The sequence below is a fragment of the Shewanella sp. VB17 genome, assembly GCF_013248905.1.
Classification (GTDB): domain Bacteria; phylum Pseudomonadota; class Gammaproteobacteria; order Enterobacterales; family Shewanellaceae; genus Shewanella.
On record NZ_JABRVS010000001.1, the window covers coordinates 4,293,681 to 4,318,302 of the forward strand.

General features: G+C 40.7%; 25 protein-coding genes. 3 read left to right on the forward strand and 22 right to left on the reverse strand.

Annotated elements, in window-relative coordinates; translation table 11 throughout:
• Positions 1 to 170: 170 nt before the first annotated feature.
• The 14 genes from bfr (HQQ94_RS18585) to HQQ94_RS18650 form a co-directional block, all read right to left on the reverse strand.
• Positions 171 to 638, reverse strand: a complete 468-nt coding sequence (gene bfr / locus HQQ94_RS18585; protein ID WP_173295816.1) for a bacterioferritin — start codon at positions 636 to 638, stop codon at positions 171 to 173.
• 9 nt (positions 639 to 647) lie between these two features.
• Complete coding sequence (gene bfr / locus HQQ94_RS18590; protein WP_173295817.1) at positions 648 to 1,118, reverse strand: bacterioferritin; 471 nt, start codon at positions 1,116 to 1,118, stop codon at positions 648 to 650.
• 503 nt (positions 1,119 to 1,621) lie between these two features.
• A complete protein-coding gene (locus HQQ94_RS18595) occupies positions 1,622 to 2,623 on the reverse strand; it encodes a GGDEF domain-containing protein (RefSeq protein WP_173295818.1) in 1,002 nt (333 codons plus the stop codon).
• Positions 2,624 to 2,891: 268 nt separating this feature from the next.
• Entirely contained in the window at positions 2,892 to 3,116 is a 225-nt protein-coding gene (gene nqrM, locus HQQ94_RS18600) for a (Na+)-NQR maturation NqrM (RefSeq protein WP_173295819.1), read from the reverse strand.
• 88 nt (positions 3,117 to 3,204) lie between these two features.
• Positions 3,205 to 4,221, reverse strand: coding sequence for an FAD:protein FMN transferase (locus HQQ94_RS18605; protein WP_173295820.1), 1,017 nt, complete (start codon positions 4,219 to 4,221; stop codon positions 3,205 to 3,207).
• A 136-nt stretch (positions 4,222 to 4,357) separates the two neighbouring features.
• Complete coding sequence (nqrF, locus tag HQQ94_RS18610) at positions 4,358 to 5,605, reverse strand: NADH:ubiquinone reductase (Na(+)-transporting) subunit F (protein WP_173295821.1); 1,248 nt, start codon at positions 5,603 to 5,605, stop codon at positions 4,358 to 4,360.
• Between the two features lie 45 nt (positions 5,606 to 5,650).
• Entirely contained in the window at positions 5,651 to 6,259 is a 609-nt protein-coding gene (gene nqrE / locus HQQ94_RS18615) for an NADH:ubiquinone reductase (Na(+)-transporting) subunit E (RefSeq protein WP_173295822.1), read from the reverse strand.
• 5 nt (positions 6,260 to 6,264) lie between these two features.
• Positions 6,265 to 6,897 (reverse strand): NADH:ubiquinone reductase (Na(+)-transporting) subunit D, encoded by a 633-nt coding sequence (locus HQQ94_RS18620; protein ID WP_173295823.1) that lies wholly within the window; start codon positions 6,895 to 6,897, stop codon positions 6,265 to 6,267.
• The gene (locus tag HQQ94_RS18625) at positions 6,897 to 7,691 is read right to left on the reverse strand and encodes a Na(+)-translocating NADH-quinone reductase subunit C (RefSeq protein ID WP_173295824.1); all 795 of its coding nucleotides are present in this window, start codon (positions 7,689 to 7,691) and stop codon (positions 6,897 to 6,899) included. Before HQQ94_RS18625 ends, HQQ94_RS18620 begins: the two co-directional genes overlap by 1 nt.
• Positions 7,684 to 8,883: an NADH:ubiquinone reductase (Na(+)-transporting) subunit B gene (locus HQQ94_RS18630; RefSeq protein ID WP_173295826.1), complete on the reverse strand. Its 1,200-nt coding sequence runs from the start codon at positions 8,881 to 8,883 to the stop codon at positions 7,684 to 7,686. The genes HQQ94_RS18625 and HQQ94_RS18630 overlap by 8 nt, the downstream gene beginning before the upstream one ends.
• Complete coding sequence (locus HQQ94_RS18635; RefSeq protein WP_173295827.1) at positions 8,883 to 10,217, reverse strand: Na(+)-translocating NADH-quinone reductase subunit A; 1,335 nt, start codon at positions 10,215 to 10,217, stop codon at positions 8,883 to 8,885. Before HQQ94_RS18635 ends, HQQ94_RS18630 begins: the two co-directional genes overlap by 1 nt.
• A 522-nt stretch (positions 10,218 to 10,739) precedes the next feature.
• Positions 10,740 to 11,222 carry an S-ribosylhomocysteine lyase gene (gene luxS, locus HQQ94_RS18640; RefSeq protein WP_173295829.1) on the reverse strand — a complete coding sequence of 161 codons (483 nt, stop codon included), beginning with the start codon at positions 11,220 to 11,222 and terminating at the stop codon, positions 10,740 to 10,742.
• A gap of 495 nt (positions 11,223 to 11,717) precedes the next feature.
• Positions 11,718 to 12,023, reverse strand: coding sequence for a BolA family transcriptional regulator (locus tag HQQ94_RS18645; RefSeq protein ID WP_173295830.1), 306 nt, complete (start codon positions 12,021 to 12,023; stop codon positions 11,718 to 11,720).
• Positions 12,024 to 12,128: 105 nt separating this feature from the next.
• Complete coding sequence (locus HQQ94_RS18650; protein ID WP_173296720.1) at positions 12,129 to 12,794, reverse strand: alpha-ketoglutarate-dependent dioxygenase AlkB; 666 nt, start codon at positions 12,792 to 12,794, stop codon at positions 12,129 to 12,131.
• 107 nt (positions 12,795 to 12,901) lie between these two features.
• Here HQQ94_RS18650 and HQQ94_RS18655 point away from each other — a divergent pair, with 107 nt between their 5' ends.
• A complete protein-coding gene (locus tag HQQ94_RS18655) occupies positions 12,902 to 14,164 on the forward strand; it encodes a methyltransferase (protein WP_173295832.1) in 1,263 nt (420 codons plus the stop codon).
• A 248-nt stretch (positions 14,165 to 14,412) separates the two neighbouring features.
• On the opposite strand, the gene HQQ94_RS18660 is transcribed toward HQQ94_RS18655, so the two are convergent.
• From HQQ94_RS18660 to HQQ94_RS18680, 5 genes are all read right to left on the reverse strand, one after another.
• Positions 14,413 to 14,571 carry a hypothetical protein gene (locus HQQ94_RS18660; RefSeq protein WP_173295834.1) on the reverse strand — a complete coding sequence of 53 codons (159 nt, stop codon included), beginning with the start codon at positions 14,569 to 14,571 and terminating at the stop codon, positions 14,413 to 14,415.
• Positions 14,564 to 14,755, reverse strand: coding sequence for a hypothetical protein (locus HQQ94_RS18665; protein ID WP_173295836.1), 192 nt, complete (start codon positions 14,753 to 14,755; stop codon positions 14,564 to 14,566). Before HQQ94_RS18665 ends, HQQ94_RS18660 begins: the two co-directional genes overlap by 8 nt.
• Before the next feature lie 226 nt (positions 14,756 to 14,981).
• Positions 14,982 to 15,296, reverse strand: coding sequence for a hypothetical protein (locus HQQ94_RS18670; protein WP_173295839.1), 315 nt, complete (start codon positions 15,294 to 15,296; stop codon positions 14,982 to 14,984).
• A gap of 896 nt (positions 15,297 to 16,192) precedes the next feature.
• A complete protein-coding gene (locus HQQ94_RS18675) occupies positions 16,193 to 16,372 on the reverse strand; it encodes a hypothetical protein (RefSeq protein WP_173293275.1) in 180 nt (59 codons plus the stop codon).
• Between the two features lie 563 nt (positions 16,373 to 16,935).
• A complete protein-coding gene (locus HQQ94_RS18680) occupies positions 16,936 to 17,973 on the reverse strand; it encodes an IS110 family transposase (RefSeq protein WP_173293616.1) in 1,038 nt (345 codons plus the stop codon).
• Between the two features lie 87 nt (positions 17,974 to 18,060).
• On the opposite strand from HQQ94_RS18680, the gene HQQ94_RS18685 reads away from it, so the two are divergent.
• Positions 18,061 to 18,978, forward strand: a complete 918-nt coding sequence (locus HQQ94_RS18685) for an IS5 family transposase (RefSeq protein ID WP_173293111.1) — start codon at positions 18,061 to 18,063, stop codon at positions 18,976 to 18,978.
• Positions 18,979 to 19,114: 136 nt separating this feature from the next.
• Here HQQ94_RS18685 and HQQ94_RS18690 read toward each other — a convergent pair whose 3' ends face one another.
• The 3 genes from HQQ94_RS18690 to HQQ94_RS18700 form a co-directional block, all read right to left on the reverse strand.
• Positions 19,115 to 19,798, reverse strand: a complete 684-nt coding sequence (locus HQQ94_RS18690; RefSeq protein ID WP_173295841.1) for a hypothetical protein — start codon at positions 19,796 to 19,798, stop codon at positions 19,115 to 19,117.
• Between the two features lie 136 nt (positions 19,799 to 19,934).
• Positions 19,935 to 21,119 (reverse strand): hypothetical protein, encoded by a 1,185-nt coding sequence (locus HQQ94_RS18695; RefSeq protein ID WP_173295842.1) that lies wholly within the window; start codon positions 21,117 to 21,119, stop codon positions 19,935 to 19,937.
• Positions 21,120 to 22,220: 1,101 nt separating this feature from the next.
• The gene (locus HQQ94_RS18700) at positions 22,221 to 23,198 is read right to left on the reverse strand and encodes a transposase (protein ID WP_173295843.1); all 978 of its coding nucleotides are present in this window, start codon (positions 23,196 to 23,198) and stop codon (positions 22,221 to 22,223) included.
• Between the two features lie 355 nt (positions 23,199 to 23,553).
• On the opposite strand from HQQ94_RS18700, the gene HQQ94_RS18705 reads away from it, so the two are divergent.
• A complete protein-coding gene (locus HQQ94_RS18705) occupies positions 23,554 to 24,198 on the forward strand; it encodes a hypothetical protein (protein WP_173295844.1) in 645 nt (214 codons plus the stop codon).
• Positions 24,199 to 24,622 lie beyond the last annotated feature (424 nt).

Sequence of the window (24,622 nt, forward strand, 5' to 3'; positions counted from 1 at the left end):
TACGGCCTCTTATCTCAGGTAAAGGATAGTGAAGGGTGATAACAGAGGCCTAACACCATAATAAGCCTCTATATTTAACCTCTATATTTAACCTCTATATTTAACCTCTATATTTAACCTCTATATTTAACCTCTGATGTTAAATAAACTGCAGGTGAAGTGACATTAACTCACATCTTGGATTGTAAGTAGTTCTGCAATCCAATTTTATCAATTAAACCCAATTGCTTTTCAAGCCAATGCATGTGATCTGATTCAGTGTCATCCAGTAACACCTCTAAGATCTCACGGGTCTGATAATCTTTTTTCTTCTCGCATAGGGTAATCGCCTTACGCAGGTTATCGGCAACGTAATACTCATAATTAAGATCACTTTTGAGCATATCCTGAGTATTCTTGCCTATGTTCAGTGCTTCACGACTGGCCACATCTGGTGTGCCTTCTAAAAACAAGATACGTTGCACTAATTTTTTTGCATGCTCTCGCTCATCATCTGACTCATGAGAGATACGTTGATGCAACTCATTTAAGCCCCAATCTTCATACATCAACCCATGGACAAAATATTGATCCATTGCCGATAATTCACCGGTCAACAGCTGATTGAGTGTATCGATAACCTCTTTATCACCTTTCATATTTGCCTCTTATTTGTCCATTTTTGATTGTAAGTAATTTTGAATACCTGTCAGGTTAATTAACTCTTGCTGAGCCTCAAGCCAATCTAGGTGCTCTTCTTCATCTTCAAGAATATCTTCCAGCATATCTCGGCTAACATAATCTCGCTCAGTTTCGCATAACTCAATGGAGCCACGCAGTAACACCAGTTGTTCCTCCAACATCTCTTTGTCGCAGCTGAGCATTTCTTCACTGTGTTCGCCTATGCGTAATCTTTGTAACATTTGTAAATTAGGCAAACCTTCAAGAAACAGCACTCGCTCAATTAATTTATCAGCATGCTTCATGTCCTGAATGGATTTTTTGTATTCGACTTTATCGAGTGACTCCAGCCCCCAATTTTTAAACATTCTGGCGTGAAGGAAGTACTGGTTTATTGCTGTCAGCTCAAAGGTAAGTACCTTATTCAGCTGACTCACTACCTTAGGTTGGCCTTTCATTTGATTGTCTCCAAAATTAAACACGCGTTAAGAAATAAATCTCCCTAGTCAATAGAGACTAATACACATTCCAAAAAAATACCAATTCCCTTAAATATCATAATGTTGCTAATCAAACACGTTATCATTTAGATTAGCAAAGAGCTTAATTGAAGAAGTATTCCAAAGAGGTATAAATACAATAGAGTTTCAGGGCTTTATCATTAAAGCTATGGATTAATCATCTCGAGACAGCGTTGCTCTTTCCATTTTAACGGAAATTAATACCACTATACCTCTACAAAATAAGACAATAATGACACGATCTACATTGACAGATATACCGTAAACATCTCTGTGCTAAAAAATATTATTCACTTAATGTTCACTAAGAAAGTGGTTACAAGTGCATAGCTTGTTTTAGTTTTAAAATTGGGTGTCGGTGTAGATTCAGGTTTAAGTAAAAAAACATAAGTAACAACAATATGCCCAAATAACTGATGATAAAACAGCGACAACAATGCTTAAAACAGCTCGATATCATCTTCTATCGTTAACGGGATAATTGAGCCGTCGGCGACTAAATCTTCGTACAGCCCCACTCGATTACGGCCGGTTTCTTTAATATGATACAAGGCTTTATCCGCTTTTATCAGCAGTTCGCTGGGCTCTTCAACACTATTGACTTCGATGATCCCCATCGAGATGGTCACGTTGACTTCACGACCATGATTAATAGACAATTTGTGAGAAAAGTCTTCGCACAGGGTCAACATATCAGCTTTAGTGCGTTTTGACATTAACACCACAAACTCATCACCGCCAAACCTAAATATGCTGTCGTGTTCGTTGAAAGTGGCTTTCATTACCTTCACCATATCAAGCAATATTTCATCACCATAGAGATGGCCAAAGGTGTCGTTAATCAATTTAAATTTATCGATATCAAAAATACACAGCCAGTGACTTTGTAAACTTGGCTGGTATTTTTCTGGTTCGATAACCCCATCAATCGCAGCTTTTCTTAACGCTTGAGTCACTTTCATTAATCGAGGCAGAAAGGCTTTTCTATTTAGCAACCCAGTTAACGGATCGGTTTCACTCTCAATCACCATAGACTGAAAGTTCTCATACACTTTCGAAAAACCAATCAGCATTTGAATATCTTGTGCACAAAGATGTTCACTGGTGACCCATAAAATCATCACCACGCTGTCTTTTAACATAATGGGGATCGCGATTTGTTCACGCGTTTTGGGTTCACCTAAAGGAGTCGATACTTGAGCCACCGCATGGGTTTTTAGGCATTCGTGGAATACATGACAGGCGCTTACATCAGCCTGTAAGCTTAATTGATTCGCGGCAGCATGGCGATCAAGATAGGGATCTACCGCTAGTATTTTTACCTGCTCAACCTTGACCATCTGCATGACGGTTGACACTAAACTTTCTGCCAACGAATCCAATTGACGCTGATCAGTCATTTGGACTATCGATTCTAAAACCGCTTGCGGTTTTTTACTCATAATAAAGACTTATGGTTAATTGCGTAGAAGTCATATTAACTGTACACCCCACAAACACTGTGATCATTAAGATATTAAGTATAGTTGACAGACAACAGCCAAGGAGGGGATCTAACAAAAACTAAGCTGGTACATATCACCTTGGCGGCTGACCATTGTATCAGCGACAAAATAAGGGCATGACACTGGTCATACCCTTTTAAATTTATTTTACAACGCAATAAATTAACAGCATCAATGCCGCCTGATCACCGCACTAATGTATGAGTTAAAGAATACGCTGCTTGCTTAGCCTCTCATGCCTTGCCTCTTCGGCAAGTATTTTAGTTTTACGACTTTCACATGGATCGTCACAATCACACGCTTTATCAATACCGAGAGTACCTAAACCACCGCAACTTCCCGCAACTGCGGTACGTTTTACAATATAGCCTATCGACATCAATAGAAAAAACAGCAATAACACGACAAAAGCCGCTATAAATGTACCCATGATATACTCCAACAAAGCGTGTTTTACATTATAACATCAGAATGCCCATGCTATCACTCTCAACCGTTCAAACGAAGACAATCCCCCCTTATTCATCTAAAAATGGTCTAAAAGCATCACTGTAATAAACCTTGAAGCCCGAGTCTTGTTTTTCTATTAACATAATGGCTAAATTTTCACGCTTAGCAAGCGCTAGAGAAGCTTGGGTTCCCAACACCATCATGGCTGTGGCGTAACCATCAGCAACCATAGATTGCTGATGCAGTACCGTCACCGAAGCCAAGCGATGGTTGATGGGGAAACCGGTACGTGGATCAATAAGGTGTGAAAACTGGCGACCGTCTTCTTCATAATAATTACGGTAATCACCAGACGTAGCAATGGCCATATCCCCTGGTGCGATAACTTGCTGTATTTCACGATCGTCCATCTCAGGCTGTTCTATGGCAACATGCCAAGCTGAGCCATCCATTTTTTTACCAAAAACACTGAGCTCGCCACCGACTTCGACTAAGTAACCAGTGACATGATATTGCGCTAAGAGTGCCGCGACAATATCGACACCAAAACCTTTAGCAATAGAGGATAAATCGACATAAAGATCACTCTTTTCTTTCATTAAGGTATGACCATCCACACGCAGATATTCTATCCCCGTGCGGGCTTTGGCCTCAGCAATTTCTGCTTTTGATGGAATATGCGTCGGACGTTTGTCAGGACCAAACCCCCACAAATTGACCAAGGGACCTAAGGTAATGTCTAGCGCACCATCTGTGATGTGATAAAGATGAATGGCTTGGTTTATGACCGTCATCGTATCCGCTGATACTGTGATCGGCTCACTTAACCCCGCTGAGTTAAACCGAGACAATTCTGAGTCTAAACGATAGGTCGACATTTGATCATTGACTTTTTCCAGTGCAAGATCAATTTCAGCTTGGAGTACATTTGCCTTTGGTAGCGACGCATTCGGCACCACTTTAATGTGGTAAGTGGTGCCCATGGTGTGACCTGAAAGGGAAAGTGTTTCAACAGGTTGAGAACATGCAGAAACAAAAAAGGCTAACCATATAAGGGCTAGCCAGTTTGCTAAGGTCTTTTTCATTGTGACCTAAATCCTTATTACAATAAACTGATGTTTGGCTAAAAACTGGATATAAAGAAAGAGAGTAAATCATGACACTTTACTCTCTCTTTATAAAGAATACTTGAACCATCAGATCCAAGCACTGTCGCTAATATTAGCCACCAAAATCATCGAGTAAGATATTTTCATCTTCAACACCGAGCTCTTTCAGCATACCAATAACGGCCGCATTCATCATTGGAGGACCACACATGTAGTACTCACAATCTTCTGGCGCTTCATGATCACGTAAGTAGCTTTCATAAAGGACATTATGAATGAAACCTGTTTTACCTTCCCAATCATCCTCTGGTTGAGGATCTGATAAAGCAACGTGCCAGTCAAAGTTTTCATTGTCAGCCGCTAGACCATCAAAATCTTCAACATAGAACATTTCGCGCTTAGAACGTGCCCCATACCAAAAACTCATCTTACGATTAGTATTAAGACGCTTAAGCTGATCGAAGATATGTGAACGCATAGGAGCCATACCAGCACCACCGCCAACAAACACCATTTCATTATCAGTCTCTTTCGCGAAAAACTCACCAAATGGACCAGAAATAGTCACTTTATCACCCGCGTTTAAACTAAAGATGTAAGAAGACATCTTGCCGCAAGGTAGCGTGAGATTACGCGGTGGTGGTGAAGCAATACGCACATTAAGCATGATGATACCTTCCTCTTCAGGATAGTTCGCCATTGAATATGCACGGATGGTTTCGTCATCAACCTTAGACTCAAGCTTAAAGAAACCGAAATGATCCCAATCGCCACGGTACTCAGCAGGAATATCATAGTCTGCATATTTAACGTGATGCGCAGGGGCCTGAATTTGAATATAACCACCAGCACGAAACGGCACCGAATCACCATCAGGAATTTGAAGCTTAAGCTCTTTAATGAAGGTGGCTTTGTTATCATTAGAGATAACAGTACATTCCCACTTCTTCACGCCGAAGATTTCCTCTTCGAGCTCAATTTCCATATTGGTTTTTACGCTTACCTGACAAGATAAACGACAACCCTCACGAGCCTCACCTTTACTAATATGCCCAAGCTCTGTTGGTAAAATATCGCCACCACCAGATTTAACTTGTACTTTACACTGACCACAGGTACCACCACCGCCACAGGCGCTCGATATAAAAATACCTTGTTCAGCCAGTGCACCCAGTAACTTACCGCCAGCAGGTAAACTAATCCCTTTAGCAGGATCGTCATTGATGCCAATTGTAATGTTACCGTTGTTCACTAGTTTAGATTTAGCGAATAAAATAATCAGTACTAAAACTAACACAATGACAGTAAACATACTCACACCGAGATAAACCTCGAGTGGAGTAGATTTAAGAATATCCATTAACTTATCCTTAAAGGTCCAAATTAAGAAGCCAGTAGGCCCCTATTATAGGGACACACCAGAAAACGACATGAAACCTAATGCCATCAGACCTGCAGTAACAAAGGTAATACCTAAGCCACGTAGTCCATTAGGTACATCAGCATATTTCATTTTTTCACGAATACCCGCTAACAACACAACCGCTAGTGCCCAACCAATACCTGAACCTACGCCAAAAACAAAGCTTTCAGTTAGGTTGTAATCACGTTCAACCATGAAAGAAACCGCACCAAAAATGGCACAGTTAACAGTGATTAACGGTAGGAAGATCCCCAATGCGTTATATAACGGCGGAAAATATTTATCGAGTACCATTTCAAGAATTTGAACCAGTGCTGCGATCACACCAATAAAGGTAATGAACTTCAAAAAGCTCAAATCAGCTTCAGGTGCACCAGCCCATGATAAAGCACCCGGTGCTAGTAGCCCCTGATAAATTATCTGGTTAACAGGTACAGAAATCGCCAATACGACGATAACGGCGACACCGAGCCCCATGGCGGTAGTGACTTTCTTCGATACAGCAAGAAAAGTACACATTCCAAGGAAAAAGGACAATGCCATGTTTTCGATAAAAATAGAGCGAATTAGCAAACTTATATAATGTTCCATCTCGCTTACCCTTTTGCTTCGACTTGATCAGGCTTAACCGTACGAATAATCCAGATCAATGCACCAATCAAGAAAAACGCACTTGGCGGCAGTAATAACAGACCATTTGGCTGATACCATCCGCCATCTGAAATCTTGCTTAAGATTTCAATGCCAAATAATGAACCATTTCCAAAAAGCTCGCGGAAAAAACCAACCGACATCAAGATAACACCATAGCCTAAGCCATTACCGATCCCATCCATGAAACTCATCATTGGGGGTGTTTTCATTGCGTAAGCTTCAGCACGGCCCATGACGATACAGTTAGTAATAATCAACCCAACAAATACCGACAGCTGCTTAGAAATATCATAAGCGTAAGCTTGCAGAAATTGATCAACCACGATCACCAGTGATGCAATGATCGTCATCTGAACGATAATACGTACACTGCTTGGAATGTGGTTACGAAGCATAGAGATAAACAAGTTAGATAAAGCCGTTACTGCAGTAAGCGCAATCGTCATTACCAATGCAGTTTCTAACTTACTGGTTACCGCAAGCGCACTACAAACACCCAGCACTTGCAGTGCTATTGGGTTGTTGCTCACTATCGGTCCAGCTAAAACCTGCTTGAGTTCTTTAGCATTAGCCATTAGCTCAACCCTCCATGACGAAACTTCTCGATAAAATGAGCAAATCCTTCCTCACCTAACCAAAACTCCAATGAATATTGCACACCATTACTGGTCAAGGTTGCACCAGAAAGCGCATCAACACCGTGTATTGATGCTGCAATACTCGGAATTTTAGTCACGCTGATCGCTAATTGACCTTTATCATCATACAGTTTCTTACCGTGCCATTTCTCCATCCATTTAGGATTTTGAACTTCACCACCAAGACCAGGTGTTTCACCTGAACCGGTAAAAGAGTAATAAACTAAACTCTGAATCGTATTAACGTCAGGATCAACAGCCAAAAATGCATACATAGTAGACCATAGACCGTAACCTTTAATAGGTAAGATCAATGTCTTTAGTTTGCCTTGCTCATCATTAACGACATAGACAACGGCTGTATTAGCAACACGTTTAACCGAGGCAATATCGTTGTTGGGTTTAAATGAGTTTTTGACATCACGTGCTTCTTTGTCTGCATCAAACAGGTCTGCCTTACCTTCAACCCATGCACCGGTTTTAAGATCTACCAGCTTAGCAACAACAAATTTATTGTATATTGCTAACACTTCAGTTTTCGCTAAAGGGGCTTCTTTTGGATTAAGCAAACCTGCCGCTTCAAGAATATATTTTTGCTTATCGAGCAGTTTATTCTCTATCTGAGTCGGTCTCAACAATACCGCAGTGGCTGATACCAATACTGAGCAGATAAAACATAAACCAACAACAACAAACAGGGTTCTACCGAACGAATCTTTATTACTAGCCACGTGCAACCCTCCGCTTGATATTTGCCTGAACAACAAAATGGTCAAATAATGGAGCAAACAAATTGGCAAATAAGATAGCCAACATCATGCCTTCAGGAAACGCTGGGTTGACGACTCTAATAAATATCGCCATAGCACCAATTAAGATTCCGTATCCCCATTTAGCCGTATTCGTAAATGAAGCCGATACTGGATCGGTTGCCATAAATATCATGCCAAAGGCAAATCCACCTAAGACAAAGTGCCAATACCAAGGCATCGCAAACATTGGATTTGTCTCACTACCTACGAAGTTCAGCAAGCTAGAAACCGCAAACATACCGAGCATCACACCGGCAATAATACGCCAAGACGCGATACGTGCATAAACGATAACGGCGCCACCGATTAAAATAGCTAAGGTAGATACTTCACCAACAGACCCAGGAATAAAACCGAAGAAAGCATCCCACCAATCCTGACTAAAGCCATAATCAAGCGTACCTTGTGCAGCTTGGCTCAATGCCGTTGCACCAGAATAGCCATCGGCGACAACCCAAGTGGTATCACCAGACATACTCAGCGGGTAAGCAAAGAATAGGAAAGCACGGCCAGCCAGAGCTGGGTTAAGGAAGTTGCGTCCTGTGCCACCAAAGATTTCTTTCGCCACAACCACACCAAAGGTAATACCTAAGGCCACCATCCATAAAGGAATCGTTGCAGGTAATGTTAATGCGAAAAGCACCGAGGTAACAAAAAAACCTTCGTTAACTTCGTGACCACGTACCGAGGCAAACAAGACTTCCCAAATACCACCAACAACAAATGTCACGGCATAAATCGGTAAGAAGAAACAAGCGCCATACCACATTAGGGCGGGAACACCTGAGCTTGCGTTCAATTCAGTACCAAATAGACTGAACAGGCTAATTTGCCAAACATCCGGTGTGGCAAAGCCAGCTGCTAGCGCATCTTGTGCTTGCAAACCGACATTATACATACCAGCAAACATCGCTGGGAATGTACATGCCCACACCATGATCATCATGCGTTTCAAGTCAAAATTATCGCGAACGTGGGTTGTCCCCTTGTTCACATGACCTGGGGTATAAAAAACCGTATAAGCAGCTTCGAAGATGGCGTAAAACTTTTCGTATTTACCGCCCTTTTCAAACTGAGGTTCTATACCTTTAAAAAAATCATTCAAGCTCATTAGCCTTCCCTCACGATCGTATCTAAACAGTCACGAAGATAAGTAGCATAATCATACTTACCAGGACATACGAAAGTACACAGTGCCAAATCTTCTTCATCCAACTCAAGTGCACCTAATGTAACGGCACCATCAAAATCACCAGAGACAAGATCTCGCAGCAACATCGTTGGAAGAATATCCAGCGGCATGACACGTTCATAGTTACCAATAGGCACCATCGCTCTATCTGATCCACCTGTGCTTGTCGTCATATTAAATAGACGAGAAGGTGACAAGTGACCTAGAAAAGCACGCGTAATAGAGAACTTATCACCGCCAGGCATAGCCCAACCGAGAAACTCTTGTTCTCTTCCCTCTTCAAGGCAAGATATTTGCTGATGGAAACGGCCTAGGTAAGCAGTGGGTCCTACAGCTTTACGACCGCTTAGCACAGAACCTGAAATGATACGCACATCACCATCAGACACTTCGCCGGCAGTTAATTCTGTCGTTGATGCACCCAATTGAGTACGCACTAATCTTGGTTTGGTAGCCTTAGGGCCAGCAACTGCTACGACTCGCTGTGAGTTGAGTTCACCGGTAGTAAACAATTGACCTATCGCTATCACGTCTTGATAACCCACATGCCAAACAGTTCTGTTTGCTGATGCAGATAATAGGAAATGAATATGCGTACCAGGTAAACCTGCTGGATGTAAGCCTGCAAACTCTTCGACTTGCGCATTAGCACTCGGTATATCAGCGCCAGGCGCCTTACACAAATACACCTTACCTTCAGTCAATCTTGCAAGTAGCTTAAGGCCATTGGCAAAATCGTCTTTATGTTCACCGATAACCACTTCAGGGTTAGCAGCAAGAGGTTGGGTATCTATTGCAGTCACGAAGATGCCGGCAGCGGTAGACTCTACGGCTGGGGCTTTACTAAAAGGACGAGTACGCAAGGCAGTCCATAAACCTGATTCTATCAAGTTATGGCGAACTAACTGCGGGTCCAATGACGTTAATTTTGCAGCGTCATATTTAGCGAAAGACACACACTCATTGCCTTCCACTTCGATGACAACCGACTGAAGAACACGTTGTGCTCCCCGATTAATTTCAACTACTGTACCGCTGGCTGAAGCCGTATACATCACACCAAGGTTTTTTTTATCTTCAAAGATAATTTGACCTTTTTTAACTTTATCGCCCACTTTAATTTTCATCGTGGGGCGTAAGCCAATATACTCTTCACCCAAAGTAGCTACACGTTTAATGGCTGGGCCATTATGTATGACTTGCTCTGGCCCACCGACTAAGGGCAGGTCCAATCCTTTCTTTATTGTAATCATATCCACAAGCACTACGTTATGAAGGAAAGATAATGCGCCGCGTTCCTGCTATAAAAATGACAGGGAAAATACCAAGCCCATCTCATTGAGCTAGCGCAGATTCAGCACAGAATTGCGACTGCAATCACGCTGTTCGCGCGCATTTTACCGTAAATATCAACGCATCGCCATGAAAAATGTGGGCCTTTTAACAAGATAGGCCTCTTTTTACATCGGTATTTTTGGCGTATATTTTCATTTTGCATTTGATTTAGACTCCACTTGTATCACTAGGACTTGTGATCCAACAAATTCATCACAAATTCAAAAAAACTCACAGCTAAGTGCTGATTGAACTCACAAAAACAAACAAAACATCAACCGAGCAAACTTTCACCAGCAGCCTTTTTTATTAATATAGACCTTACATCTATAATCTGTTTAAAAAAATCCCGTTCAGTTGTTACACGTCCCCACTAGCAACCAATCTAAAAAAATAATTAATGACTGCTAAAACAAGGAGTATAGACCCTAAAAGCACGATTAACTTAATTTCAGCTCATCATTACTATTAACACTGATCCCAGATGCGAGAATTGCCCGTGCAATTTGTTGAGCTTGATCTAGCGAATCAAAACAACATTTATTGTTGGAATTATCATTTGATACTGATACAGGTTTAGTCACTGTCAGCACATCATTCATTGCCACCAACCATGCATCTGCCACCGTCACTTTACAAGGTGAGCCTATCAAGCTCATGTAAAAACCAGTACGACATCCCATGGGAGATATATCAATGATCTCAACGTGAGCATCATTTAAATGATGACGCATAAAGCCACCATAAAGTCGATCTAACGTCTCAATCCCATGCTGACTCAATGTATCTTTATTGGGCATGCAAAAACGCAAATCAAACACAGTAATAGTGTCACCTGATGGTGTTTTGATGGTTTTAGCCACACTGACTGCAGGAGTGTTCATTCGGCTATGTCCAAGGGGAAAGCTATCTAGTAATGCCATTTCAACTCTCTAAATGATCCCCTCTATTAATCCACCTGACCATCAGACAAAGATTAAAAAGAGGATGGTTAGCACTCGTGCCGCCAATGTCTTTAAGACAAAACAACCAAGAGATGGCGAACATTTACGTACAGACTCTAAAAAAACTACATGCGCTTTATTGACCTTCTTAATTGATGACTCTAGATGTGACTTTACCCATCAAAGGTCACACCATCAGACAAGAAGTTAATGCATCCTAATGAATTGCAACTCTATAATATAGACCCGCTCACTCTTTTAGCCAGCATCTTAGTGATTAATTGATTTAAGCTAACCTAAATCACAATTCTAATACCATTGAAATACTTAACAAAAACAGCAAAAAATGCATAAAGAGGCTGAGGAAATATAATGGCTAGTTTGAAGGGGATAAAATGGACGAATAACTGAAAAATTAACCGTGTGTGTTGATACTCTGAAAATGAACTACTTTCAGAGTATCAAAGGTAAAGACTACTCTGAACCTGCACATTTAGGTGATGCAGGTACAGCAACTTGCGCTGCCCATTCATCGGGAGAATACGTGTGCATGGACAGAGCATGTAAACCATTAGCAAATTCATCTGTAAGAACATCGTTAACCGCACGATGCCTGCCGATTAAACGCTTACCGTCAAAAGCTGCACTGGTAATGATCACCTTAAAATGTGTTTCTGAATTTGGCGGCACATGGTGGTTATGACTTTCATTGATCACTTCTAAGTGACTAGGAGACAATGCCGCGATAAGTTTTTCGGTAATAAGCTGCTCTACTGACATATAAATATTCTCAAAAAAAGCAAAAATGTGATGGCGGCAGGTTACTTGCTCACACACTAAAGGTCAATGTTAGGCTGAATACTATGACTTGCCGTTATGCGTGCTTTATTCACTGCACTCGTCAAAAAAGTGAGCTGTCACTTGCCTAAAAGTATAATTGATCCTCGGCTCAGTCACCCGCATTCGTTTAGGTAGAGCATGCTCCCACGAATCTTGCATCGGCCAATGCATGATTAATAAATCACCTGATTGAAGATTCAATGATATTTTTTCATGGGTAGACTTATGCCTGATAATAAAATCTCTACTTGCCCCAAGCGTTATAGAGGCAATATCACTGCCTTTGGCAAATTCAGGCTCGTTATCACTGTGCCACCCCATGGACGCTTTACCATCTGCATAGTAATTAACTAAAACCCCACTAGACAATAAGTTAAAATCACGCTGCAATTTCTGCCTCAATTTATCGGCATACTTAGGCCAAGATATGGCCTTGACCCGTAAACCTGAATATAAGGTGTCACAATACTTATCGGCAAACCACACTTGAGATCGAGGTATTTCATGCCGCTGACCATACACTTCAATTTCAGGCGATTGGAACGGATAAGCCGATGACTCCTTGAGCAGTGCTGTTTGTTGAGATACATTAAGATAACCGTTAACTAAGGTGATTGGCGCCTTAATACTGGGAGTTTGATCAATTCGTTCATCAGTCGTTGCACAGCTAAATTGATCAAATCCATCTAAACTTAAATTCTGTTGTTTCATCAAGGATTAATTCACGCCTTAATTGTTTAATAAGCGCCACAGATTGTATACCTTAACCGTTAAACCTGCGATAATTCGCGCCCTCATTTTATTGGCCTAGCTGACTTATGACTACTCAATTTTCAGTCGCAGATATCGAACTTACATTACACCGTTATCCTAACAATCAGGAATCTAACCTACAAGCATGGGATGCCGCTGATGAGCATTTGATCAAGCACGTGACTGAAATAGCGCAACCAGCCGTAAACACAGCCATTATCAATGATAACTTTGGTGCACTCACAGCGAGTCTGACCTCGATGGAGCAACAATGGCCAATGTTAGTAGAAACGGACGCCAAAACGAGTCAGCTGGGTATACTGCAAAACTTAGCCCAAAATCAACTCAGCAGCGAAAATATCCAATGGTTTAATAGTCGCGACATCATGCCAACATCGATTGAGTTGGTCTTAATGAAACTGCCAAAAAACCTAACCTATTTTGCCCACCAGCTCAATAGGCTATCTCAAGTATTACCGGCAGGCACTCAAGTATTCATCGGTGCCAAAGCCAAGTCAATTAACCAATCTCTACTCACATTATTGGCTAAAAACCTAGGCCCAGCAAGCGCCAGCCTAACTTGGAAGAAAACACGTGTCATCACTTGTGTCAGTGACGGCAATATCCGCGCTCTTCCCAAAAGTGTTAACTGGTCAATTCCGGAATTAACCTTAGAAATAAATAACATAAGCAATGTCTTTGCGGCCAGTAAACTCGATATTGGTGCACGTATCATGCTCGACAATATGCCAAAAGGCGATTTTACATCGATCATCGATCTCGGTTGTGGCAATGGCATATTAGGTCTACATGCTAAACAGGTGTTTCCTAAAGCCTATATTCATTTTGTCGATGATTCAGAGATGGCAGTAGAATCAGCCAGACAGAACTGGCAACTTAACCAGTTGGATACCGACGGTTTAGTAGGCGAACAAGCCACCTTTGATTGGGATGATTGCTTAACCCATCTAAGTGAAGCTATCCGCCCAGACTTAATCTTATGCAACCCCCCTTTCCATCAAGGTGAAGCGATAACCGATCACATTGCATGGCAAATGTTTTTACAATCTTGGCGCGCGCTTAAAAACGGCGGCATTTTGCATGTCGTGGGCAACCGGCACCTTGCTTACCACGTGAAACTGCAACGCATCTTTAAAAACTGCACCACCGTCGCGTCAAACGGTAAATTTGTTATCTTACAAGCGCAAAAAATCAGTAAGAAAGCCGAAGTGCATGAAGCTGAACTCATCGAACCGAGCGACATCGCAGAAAATGCTCAACCAAGTGAACCTCACCCACAGAGTGGACTTTATGGTGGCAAGTCTTAACTTGTCGGATAACAAGTGTTAAATATCTTTTGTGGTGGGTTCGTTGGGCAGGTTTGGTGTTGAGTCGGCTTGCTGATGAGCAAAATTTCATTGGTGTTTAACGCCTGTTCGGCGAGAACTGGGCGAACACATCAGTGACACGGCGTGAATATATCCCTATAGCCTCTGCCGTGATTTCCCTGTCACGGAAGGTCACAGTAGGGTTACACCTTTGTAAAAGCAAAGCCTTGTTTCTTCGATTTTGATTCTTACTTTTTATCTTCTATGGTTGATTTATCTCTAAAGCAACGACTGAAATGACTCACTTTAAAAGCCATTTGTTGCGCGTCTTTCCTTATTTCTTTTCGTTTTTTCTGCAGGAGCTCAATTGCTTCTGCAACATCCTTAACTTCTCTTGCTTCACCCATCACCCGACTCCTTAATATCGTCAACCATTTCTTGATATTCTTTTTCATTTCGAGGGCCACAAATAACAGCGCTATCCTCATCTATATTAGAAGTCTCTTTATCTATCTTTTCATACACACCTTTACGCTTTTGCAATTCTGGTTTTAATGCTTCAAGTTTTTTTAACGCTTCTTCCTTAGTCATTATTTTATCCTCAAGGATAGATGTGAAGTTTGCCCAAGTTTATTATTGTGAGCTTTAAAGCCTGCACCTTGATATTTCTGTACTAATGCTTGATTCATAGGGTTGCAAATCCATAATTCTTTTGACCCTAACAAGTTAGCATATGCGTCCGCAGCAAAAAGGATCATTGTTAATACCTTACCTTGTAGCGGGTTATTTACTGGCTTTCTTTCCAATGCATGAATTTTTAATACCATTTTAGTTTTGATCGGTATTCCATAACCAACGCACAAACTTGACTATGCACCTTAAAAGCAAGATCAAAACGTTTTAACCCTGAATTACTTTGGTATTCATTATACATACTTGTCCATTCCCAAGTAGCAATACGCTCTGAATCTTTCCACTCAGATACCCAGTTATCTGCAACAATTGCATCTTGTAAAGTAATTTCAGAAATAGTCAATCCAGATATATCGAATTCTTTTTCGGTAAAATCATATACTACTCCCCTAAGTTCTCTATATCTTGATTTTGTACCATTGACTCCTCTTGACCTCATTATTCCACTCAGTTATTACATTTATAATGATAAAGACAATGGCATCTCTAACTCTAAATAAAAAATACTTTCTTAAACTTAGACAGTGAGTTACGCAAAAAAACAAGGACTCCATAGAAAATACTCCATTAAGATACTAGGGCCCAATTAATCACACATCATCACAACAAAATGAAAAATAAACTAACCATAGTTAACACTACAGCTTCAATTAAGATTTTGTTATTACCGACATGGTTTTGAACAAAAAAATTGGTTAACTTGCCGAATAGCAAGTTGGAAATATCTTTTTAGCTTGGGTTCATTGGGCTGATTTGGTGTTTGGTCAATTTATTGATCACCATATATTTAATCTCTGCGGGTTTAATTCCCCGCAGCTTGCTGCGTAGGCTTTTAGTCTTTCAGTACAATTAATACCCCGCTTCGCGAAGTCGAGCCAAAGCGAGAGGGCTTGCCACGGGGATTTTTATTTTAACTTATCACCTGCCGTGCAATGATGCACCAATGTCGTGAAGGCAGGATGCCTAAGAACGACCTTATGTACACTGTTTATTTGAGAAGGGTCTGCGGCACGCCGGCTCTTGATTTCATAGAGAGTCATCCATGCCCGCTCGACGATGACATCTGATGTGAATGAATTCACAAATGCCGTGGTAACATGGATGCTATAGAACGACCATGCCATCAACGGCCGCAGCTTCATCTACACCTTTCTCTTATCAACAACAGTAAAGCAAAACCTTGTTTCTTCGATTGAACTTTGGTAGCTGCTAGCACGGTTTTGGACAAAAATGAGTTAATTTGTCGGATAACAAGTTTTAAATATCTTTTGGTTGGGTTCATTGGGCAGGTTGGGTGTTTGATTGGCTTATTGATGGCCAAAGTTTCAAATTTTATTAATCACCTGCCGTGGGCCTATGTGTAGACACTTCTGCGAGACGCTGTGAAGCCATCCATGGCCGCTTTACGGTTTCATCCTTGAAACCGAAACTCACAGCCGTATCTACACCTTTGTTAAAAGCAAAGCCTTGTTTCTTCGATTGAGATTTTATGATTGCTAACGCGGTTTTGGACAATTATCATCTAGGGCTTAAGTTCTAAAACCTACGCACCACATTATCTTTAGTAATGCAAAGCTTGAAGTAAGAGTTAAGAAAGCAGGTTTATGTTTACTAAGAGATAGATGGATTGTAGTTCACTATCGAAACAAAGAGGCTAACCATAAAGTTTAGGTTAGGCGTTCTAAATGAACCGCCCTCGGCTCTGGCATCCTGCTTCGCCCTAGCTCCTAAATCCATTTAGTCGTGTGCGGAGCCGTATGCAGGGTGGTGTGGGGGCTGGAGGCTAGACACCTCCGGCTACCCGTATATGAACTCCACCTGTTGAGCAATAATAATTAACATAAATTGTAAACTGCTTGCGTATATACGGCTTCTAGTTGAGGGAGCTACCCTCTAGCCTTCGATGTTTTCGCACCTACCATCCTTTTCGATTAGACAGCCTATAACGGCTTTCGGGTAGCACAGGTTTTTGGTAGGTTGGTCTTACCGTTTATGTTTAGTTATTCTTGCTGAACTCTTTGCTTTTACCTAATTAATCAAATAAATATCGAAACAATTGCATCATTAAATTGTAATTTTCAGTTTTGATTTAGTAAAGTTGGCGTATAGTCTTTCCCTGTTGACAGTAATGCCCATGCTGTTCTAACCGTTTTGTTTGCCAAAGCGATACATGCTCGTTTAATCCCTGAACGTTTTACCAATTCAAGTAACCAGGCTTCTTTAACAGTTTTAGGAACATCACTTAGTTGGGAAATAACCGAAAGTGCTCCTTGATACAGAGCTGCTCTTAACGGTTTATTTCCACCTTGTTTGTTAATCCCCGTCATGTAGACTTTTCCGCCAGAACTGTGCTGTTTTGGTGTCAACCCTACATAAACCGAAGCTTGACGACCATTTTTAAATTCACTGGCATCACCAAGGCTAGTGTACAACATAGCAGCACAGACAGGCCCTATTCCCTCTAGTTTCATTAACCTTTTACAAGGCTCTAACTGCTTAACCAAAGTCTCTTTTGCTGTTTCGATTGCTTTGAGTTGGGAGAGGGTCAACTGATACCTTTCCCATAATACATGTAGACTACTTTTAAGGGATTTAGGTAATCGGTCATCCTCACTGTCTAATACCAATACAATGTTTTCTCTTAAACTTTTACGGCCTTTAGGTATTGATATTCCATATTCATACAGATAAGCACGGATATGATTATTTAATGCTGTTAGCTCTTTTGTCAAAAACTGACGACTTGACTCTAAGGTTTGTAATGACTGCCGTTCTTCGCTTTTTATAGGGCTAAAGAGCATACCTATTTGCATTGCTGCATTACAGATAGCTAACGCATCATTGGCATCAGTTTTCTGTCCCTGTAAAAAACCTTTTACCTTTTTAGGGCTAATAATTCTGACGTCATGCCCATACTTTTTTGCTAGTCTTCCCCAGTAATGACAGCTGCCACATCCTTCCATTGCGACTATTGATGTAATCGATTTTGCCAGCTGTTCTTTTAGCTTCTTAGGACTAATGGCCTTATTTGATATTAACTCGCCATGTCTATCTATCTTACAAATCTGGATAACGTTTTTTGCTAAATCAAGACCGATGATCTGAGAATTTATCATAAAGAACAGCCTTGTTTCCTAAATCGAGGGAACCTTTTGCCGTTAGCGTGATCTGATCCCTAAAGATAGCTATACGGAAGCTGAAAAGTGGGAAAATCTAAACATAAAATAACCAATTGGTCTCAGTACAATAAGGCGTTGATTAATCGAGGCTCACTCACTTTCTGGATTGATGAGCAAGCAATTAAGTCTTGGTATTGTTGTGAACACCACGGGCGTCGTGGTCGAGGGTTCACTTACTCTGATGTTGCTATTGAAACAGCACTCGTTGTGAAAGGCGTTTTTAACTTGTCATTACGAGCACTTGAAGGATTCACCAACTCTGTATTTCAACTTATGGATGTGCCACTGACCTCACCAAGTTATAGCTGTATAAGCAAAAGAGCTAAGACTGTTGAGATCAACTATCGAGCACCGAGTCGTGGCTCTGCGGCACATGTTGTGATTGATTCAACAGGTCTGAAAGTTTATGGAGAAGGAGAATGGAAAACGCGTAAGCATGGTAAAGAAAAACGCCGTACTTGGCGAAAGCTACACCTTGCAGTGGATAGTAATACCCATGAAATTGTGTCAGCTGAAATAAGCTTAGTTAACGTTGCCGATAATGAAGTATTTCCCACATTACTTAACCCATTAAGAAGAAATATAACTCAAGTCTCAGCTGATGGTGCCTATGACACTAAGGCATGTCATAAACTACTTCAGCGCAAAGGATGCAAGCCAACTATCCCTCCGAGAAGTCATGCTGGATATTGGGAGGATGACCACCCCAGAAATGAAGCAGTAAAAGCACTCAAGGCTAACCAATTAGCGCAATGGAAACAGGATAATGATTATCATCAGAGATCACTATCAGAAACAGCGATGTATCGATATAAACAGTTAATTAGTCCAAAACTGAGTCTTCGGGATTATAACGCTCAGGTAGGTGAAGCGTTAGCGGGTGTTAAAGCAATGAATAAAGTCATAGGGTTAGGAATGCCAGTTAGGAAACACGCTGCCTAATTGGGTGAAACACCTTGGGGTGCTGCGTTTAGAGTCGAGATTTGAGCAACAACGTCATAAAGAACTCCTGTTTTTTGTCATTCGAACCATCTTACCTTAGTTAATAGGATGGTGGAGTTCATACATCGATTAAGTGCTAGCATAATACTTCCACTTGTTTTTGGTTATCGATTATAAGTATTTTGTTGAACTTATGCTCATACTGAAAAGACTTATATACTTCACGATACGTTTCTATATTTGCGGGCCAATAGGTGTTCACTAGCGCAAGCCAATATTCACTTGTGCCAGCGTGCATAGCAATTTTGCCATCTTTATTCTTAATCCTATCTTGCAGGATGAAGGCTGCTTGTTCCTTATTGAAGGATTGTCTGCCGGATACAAATTGAACCACCTTTTTTTCAGGTGAAAGCCTATTGCTATAGTAGTTAATTGATACGCGATTCCCTGAAATGATTCTGTCTGCACTTTCCGTATTATTCCTTACTACTTCTAACGCAAACTGGGCCAATTCAGTTCTAAATTTACGAATATTCTTAATAGGAGTAGGCAAACCAAGATACAACCATTTTTCATCGGGTATATAATCACCGATCGCAGCTTCAAGTTCCTTTGATATTTTTGACACAGGAACGTCTTCGGCCATTTTGGTTAGAGTGGTACCATTTTTGGTGATGTGCTCTACTAGCATAGATACTTCTACAGCAATGCGTTGATCATTTACCAGCAGATAGGCATCAGGTGGATCTTCTCCCTCTGTAAACTCCCCACCGTACTTAGATACCAATGCTTTTAATGCGAATTCTTCTTCATGTCTCATTATTGCCCCTTGGACAACTTAACGCCCAATTAAGGTGTGAGCCACGCTACCACTGCACTCAATTTGGACACCGTAAACACTGAACTCGACCCAAACTGAAAATGCCAAGCGTGGGGAATCACGCTTAAATTGTTGGTTATGCTTTGATTTCCGCCACACTAAGCTCTTCAACAATATACTCCACAACCTCCGACAAGTATGAGAAAGGCTGCTCCCCATTAAAAACTTTTTCACAATCCTCTGAGTTTGCTTTAGTAACTAAAGTTTTGTCATTACTCTTTAGCACATACTTAAGAATTACTTTATCAGACTTTGATAAAACCCATAATTGATATACAAACTGAGAAGCATGTAACGCCCGCTGTAAAGATAAATCATCTGTAACATCACACAGCTTAGCGAATGCTTTATCAGTGGTTATTTCTAACTCAGTAACCTCAAACCCTTGCGACGCAGCACCAACACAAAATTGAAATGATTCATCATCTTCTTTTCTTTTGAATCCTTTACAGTGTGAAGATAATGAATCGGCATTATCTAGCACGAAGATTGTTTGTGATGTCCTAACTGCTGAGAACAATAAGAATACTGCTTGTGCAACAGCGAAAAGTTCTTCTCTAGTTAGAATGATCTCGTGTTGGTTTCTTGAGCCATATTTGCAAACAATATGATTATCATCAGTGTTGACAGAGAAGTGTTGTGCGATGTTTCGCCATTGATTCAGCGGAACCATCCAAGGTGGAAGCGTAAATATGTTATCGTCTTCTAGATTGCTTGATAGTTGGTTTACGACTTGACCCAAACTCATTGATGCAACTTGCGAGTATGATACTTCAGCACCATTAAAAGATGATACAAGATGGAAAAGTTCTTTAAGATATACTTGAAGGGTACCTTCAATTACAGCCCCTATATTTCGAAGCAGCTCATATGCATAATCGTCTAGCGGTAACTCAGACTTATGATATTCAAACTTAGCTGCACTCCAATAAAGTGATAATGCTTTGCCGATACTTTGCTCCCATTGAGCAACTATTTCAGCACATTTTGTTTCATCTTTTGCTAAGACGTTACGCCTCATATCAAGCGTTTTATCGTAAACAGATTTCGACCAGTTATTCATTTTTACTTTCGTTACGTTGACCGACTCGACAGTTAACAGATCTAATCCATATCGCTCGAGCATGCTATGATTCTCAAACTCACCGATTAGAGCTTCATTTATTGAATCTCTAATATCTTCTTTTGTATAACCAGCCTCATAAGCCTGCAACAGAGGACTAAATGCTCTTACGCCTTCTAACAATCGACTATTACTCAATTAAAACCTCCTTCTCATAAAAAGCATAACAGCTTATTGATTAGCAGCAGGATAACCTCCTGCTTTCTTGTAAGTTTCTTCGCCAAAATATCACTTGTAAGTGTTTGTTGTAAATATATTATTTAACAAAAAATACAGGTTAAATATGACAATTTAGCAGATGAAAAAGATGCATAGGTGTTTACGAGGTCTGCATAGCACTTTTATATATATTACAAACTATTGATAATAATGAGTTAAAAAAAGATGGGACAGCCATATCTTTTTCCTTTCTAACTATCTCCCTTGTTCACATTAGATTTTATAAAGAAAAGCCTTATGCCGCCTACTTGCCTTTTGAATTACGAAACTGATAATGGGGCAAAAATGAGTTACCAACTAAATCAGATCGAAGAGACACAATTGCTTGAAATCATCAAGTGTGAATGCGACTGTGACCTTACAAAACAGGGTGAAGTATCACGAAGTTATATTCTCCGAACGAGAGGCTGGGATGCCGAACTGGCCGTTAAACATGGACGTTGTTTGTTTTGGCAGAGCCGACACGGAAGCGCTTGGTCAATCGAAGAAACAGGTTTGCTTTTAATGAAGGTGTAGATGCGACTGCGAGCTTACAAAACAGGGTGAGGTATCACGAAGTTATACTCTCCGAACGAGAGGCTGGGATGCCGAACTGGCTGTTAAACATGGACGTTGTTTGTTTTGGTAGAGCTTATAGGGACATATTTACAGCGTCTCGCAGGAAAATCTGCACATAGGGTCGTTTTTAGGCATCCTGCCTACACGACATTGGTGCATCTTCAACAAATCATAGCCAGCCATTGTTAATCAATAACAACAAATCATAACAACAAATCATAGCCAGCCATTGTTAATCAATAACATATCGACATTCACGCGAACCTTCAACGTTCTGCAACTATCAACTCATGAGAGGAAGGAGTGTTAAGCTCATATAACTGAGTGCTCTTAACAAAATGAGTTTTTTTGTCGTAAAAAGTTGATTTTCAGACAAGGAATATCTGCTCTGTTAATAAACTGAGGAAGATTTTATTGGTGGTATATTAGAGCTCTGTTGCACTTATTACATAAATCCAGCGCCTAGTCTACTTTCAGATACTCACAACTCGTGGAAAAATGCCGTCGTCTTTTATTTAAGTGTTCACAGTAGCAACTTAGCTCTTGCAGTGTCCCTACTGCCCCATGAAATAGATGCCCAAACTCTGTGGTGATTTTGAGCCAGTTGTCAGCAGGAATGTTTAACCTCGTTAATATCTTATCTGCATTCGCTGAGATTGCTCCGCGTTTATCATCTCGAATAATACGCCCTGTTTCATCAATTAATTCAAGATAGTCTTTCAGCGCGAAGTTTATGCCTTTGGGTTGATTCAGCCGTTCATCCCCAATAAAAGGCAGTAATCTGGCGGGTTGCTTTCCATTAATAGCTGCTTTGACTCGCAATTGAAGGCTGGTGTAGTCTGAATTCTCTGGCGTATTGGCCATCTTAGCCCGAATAGGATTAAGCTCGACATAAGCCATACAGGCCAGCACTGCCGCTTCATCCAAAAGCGCTTGAGATTTAAACCGTCCTTCCCAGAAATGACCCGTGCAGTTATCTTCAAAGTTGGCTTGCCTAGCAATGGGCTCATTAAGACATCGCATAAACCAGCTAATATCACTCAGCCGTGAGCGGTAAGTCGCAATAAGATGTTTTAACTGACCCACTTGGTGCTCATCAATCACTTCACCTCGAGCAAATTTTTGTGTGAGTGCTGTGCCGTTAAAGCATTGATGCCATTGTTCTACCACCTCCCTATCTGACCAGACATTGGCTTTATCTAAATCGATATATAACACAATATGCAAATGATTACTCATCACCGCATAGGCAGCCACATCAATCGCAAAGACGTCAGATAATTTAAGCACTTGCGCCTCAACCCAACCACGTCGATGGTCATAGTTTTTCCCTGTGTACTTATCGTCACCACAGAGATATGCGCGGCGCACGACACGGCTACAACAATGATAATAAGGCGTGTCTTCGATACTGATTAGCGTTCTTCTAGGCTGAGGCATAACTCACTCCAATGACATCACCATGATTAAATTTTAGTCACAGCGACAGAGAAGTGCAATTAACAAAATTAACAATGGCTGTCTATGGATTGTTCTCTATGGATTGTTCTCTATGGATTGTTCTCTTATGGATTGTTCTAATTTGTTAATTTGAAATCATAATAAACTGATTTTTAGATTTAAATTAGATGGAACCTATTTTTTTTCTGTAACTGCTTCTATCTTATATTGAAGATTGTTGAATCTTATTTTAGTTCATTAACTTACCTCTTCTTTTTTTGTTAATCAAAATGAAGAGGCTGGAAATTCTTTCAATATTTACATCATTCTATAAAATAATTAAGGAAATTGACCAATGACATCGACCGCTCAAGGAAGTTATTACGCAAGTTTAGATATGCCCAACAATCCATTATTTAAGGAGTTAAAAACAACATGGCAAGTACCCGTCAAGCCCACTAAATATGATGTAAATAATATTTTCATCTGGAATGGCATTGGCCCCCGCAGCGGCGGTCATATTATTCAACCAGTGTTAGATTGGAATGGCACAAAGTGGCGTACGGTGCTTGTACATAATGTCGATGGTAATTATTTATACTCAGATTATGTTGATGTTGAACCGGGAGATATGCTGACAGGGTTTATTAGACTTAACTCCCATACGGCTAATCATTATGAATATGCAGCCGGCTTTGAAGGGACTGCATTTGCTGCTACCCATAGAACTATTGTCTGTCCGGTACCTTATAACCAGCTTGTACAGTGTCTCGAACCGTATAGCACAGATATAACAACATATCCTCATCAAGACTTTGTTTCCATGGCAAATATTAATGCTAAATTTGAAGCAGCAGACGGCACAGAAATAAACAGAGGCGGTCAGTGGCTAATGGATAATAGGGCCAGTCTTAAACGTAATAATGTCCCATCTCTCAAAAACGGTATTATTGTTACTGACGGTATAAATGGTGGTAGAATTGACTTTTATTTCCGTTAATCACGACTGATATAATGCCTGAAATGTAACAGCCGCATCAATAGCGGGATCAGATTGAACAACTAGGAGATAGTCATTAATTTGATATCATAATAAACTGATTTTTAGATTTAAATTAGATGGGTGTCCTTTTTTTTGATCTTATTATAACAATGGCTGGCATAGTTAACTAGTTAATTTTTTTGAAAAAAACCTTATATGGTTTTTCCTAGCAATTGCGGTGTTCTTACTGTTCAAGTCATCAGATGAACAGTTAGCTTCTTTACTTAGAGAGTAAACTGCGAACCATGAGCTTTAGTGCTAAAGCACTAGCTCATTTCTGTCCAAAACCGTGCTAGCAGCTACCAAAGTTCAATCGAAGAAACCATGCTTTGCTTTACTCTTGTTGATAAGAGCAGGTGTCGATACGGCTGAGGCCGTTGAT

What these genes read in the sequence shown, in the direction of transcription:
- bfr (WP_173295816.1), bottom strand. Translation starts at nt 638, where the DNA reads ATGAAAGGTGATAAAGAGGTTATCGATACACTCAATCAGCTGTTGACC.
- bfr (WP_173295817.1), bottom strand. Translation starts at nt 1,118, where the DNA reads ATGAAAGGCCAACCTAAGGTAGTGAGTCAGCTGAATAAGGTACTTACC.
- HQQ94_RS18595 (WP_173295818.1), bottom strand. Translation starts at nt 2,623, where the DNA reads ATGAGTAAAAAACCGCAAGCGGTTTTAGAATCGATAGTCCAAATGACT.
- nqrM (WP_173295819.1), bottom strand. Translation starts at nt 3,116, where the DNA reads ATGGGTACATTTATAGCGGCTTTTGTCGTGTTATTGCTGTTTTTTCTA.
- HQQ94_RS18605 (WP_173295820.1), bottom strand. Translation starts at nt 4,221, where the DNA reads ATGAAAAAGACCTTAGCAAACTGGCTAGCCCTTATATGGTTAGCCTTT.
- nqrF (WP_173295821.1), bottom strand. Translation starts at nt 5,605, where the DNA reads ATGGATATTCTTAAATCTACTCCACTCGAGGTTTATCTCGGTGTGAGT.
- nqrE (WP_173295822.1), bottom strand. Translation starts at nt 6,259, where the DNA reads ATGGAACATTATATAAGTTTGCTAATTCGCTCTATTTTTATCGAAAAC.
- HQQ94_RS18620 (WP_173295823.1), bottom strand. Translation starts at nt 6,897, where the DNA reads ATGGCTAATGCTAAAGAACTCAAGCAGGTTTTAGCTGGACCGATAGTG.
- HQQ94_RS18630 (WP_173295826.1), bottom strand. Translation starts at nt 8,883, where the DNA reads ATGAGCTTGAATGATTTTTTTAAAGGTATAGAACCTCAGTTTGAAAAG.
- HQQ94_RS18635 (WP_173295827.1), bottom strand. Translation starts at nt 10,217, where the DNA reads ATGATTACAATAAAGAAAGGATTGGACCTGCCCTTAGTCGGTGGGCCA.
- luxS (WP_173295829.1), bottom strand. Translation starts at nt 11,222, where the DNA reads ATGGCATTACTAGATAGCTTTCCCCTTGGACATAGCCGAATGAACACT.
- HQQ94_RS18645 (WP_173295830.1), bottom strand. Translation starts at nt 12,023, where the DNA reads ATGTCAGTAGAGCAGCTTATTACCGAAAAACTTATCGCGGCATTGTCT.
- HQQ94_RS18650 (WP_173296720.1), bottom strand. Translation starts at nt 12,794, where the DNA reads ATGAAACAACAGAATTTAAGTTTAGATGGATTTGATCAATTTAGCTGT.
- HQQ94_RS18655 (WP_173295832.1), top strand. Translation starts at nt 12,902, where the DNA reads ATGACTACTCAATTTTCAGTCGCAGATATCGAACTTACATTACACCGT.
- HQQ94_RS18660 (WP_173295834.1), bottom strand. Translation starts at nt 14,571, where the DNA reads ATGGGTGAAGCAAGAGAAGTTAAGGATGTTGCAGAAGCAATTGAGCTC.
- HQQ94_RS18665 (WP_173295836.1), bottom strand. Translation starts at nt 14,755, where the DNA reads ATGACTAAGGAAGAAGCGTTAAAAAAACTTGAAGCATTAAAACCAGAA.
- HQQ94_RS18670 (WP_173295839.1), bottom strand. Translation starts at nt 15,296, where the DNA reads ATGAGGTCAAGAGGAGTCAATGGTACAAAATCAAGATATAGAGAACTT.
- HQQ94_RS18680 (WP_173293616.1), bottom strand. Translation starts at nt 17,973, where the DNA reads ATGATAAATTCTCAGATCATCGGTCTTGATTTAGCAAAAAACGTTATC.
- HQQ94_RS18690 (WP_173295841.1), bottom strand. Translation starts at nt 19,798, where the DNA reads ATGAGACATGAAGAAGAATTCGCATTAAAAGCATTGGTATCTAAGTAC.
- HQQ94_RS18700 (WP_173295843.1), bottom strand. Translation starts at nt 23,198, where the DNA reads ATGCCTCAGCCTAGAAGAACGCTAATCAGTATCGAAGACACGCCTTAT.
- HQQ94_RS18705 (WP_173295844.1), top strand. Translation starts at nt 23,554, where the DNA reads ATGACATCGACCGCTCAAGGAAGTTATTACGCAAGTTTAGATATGCCC.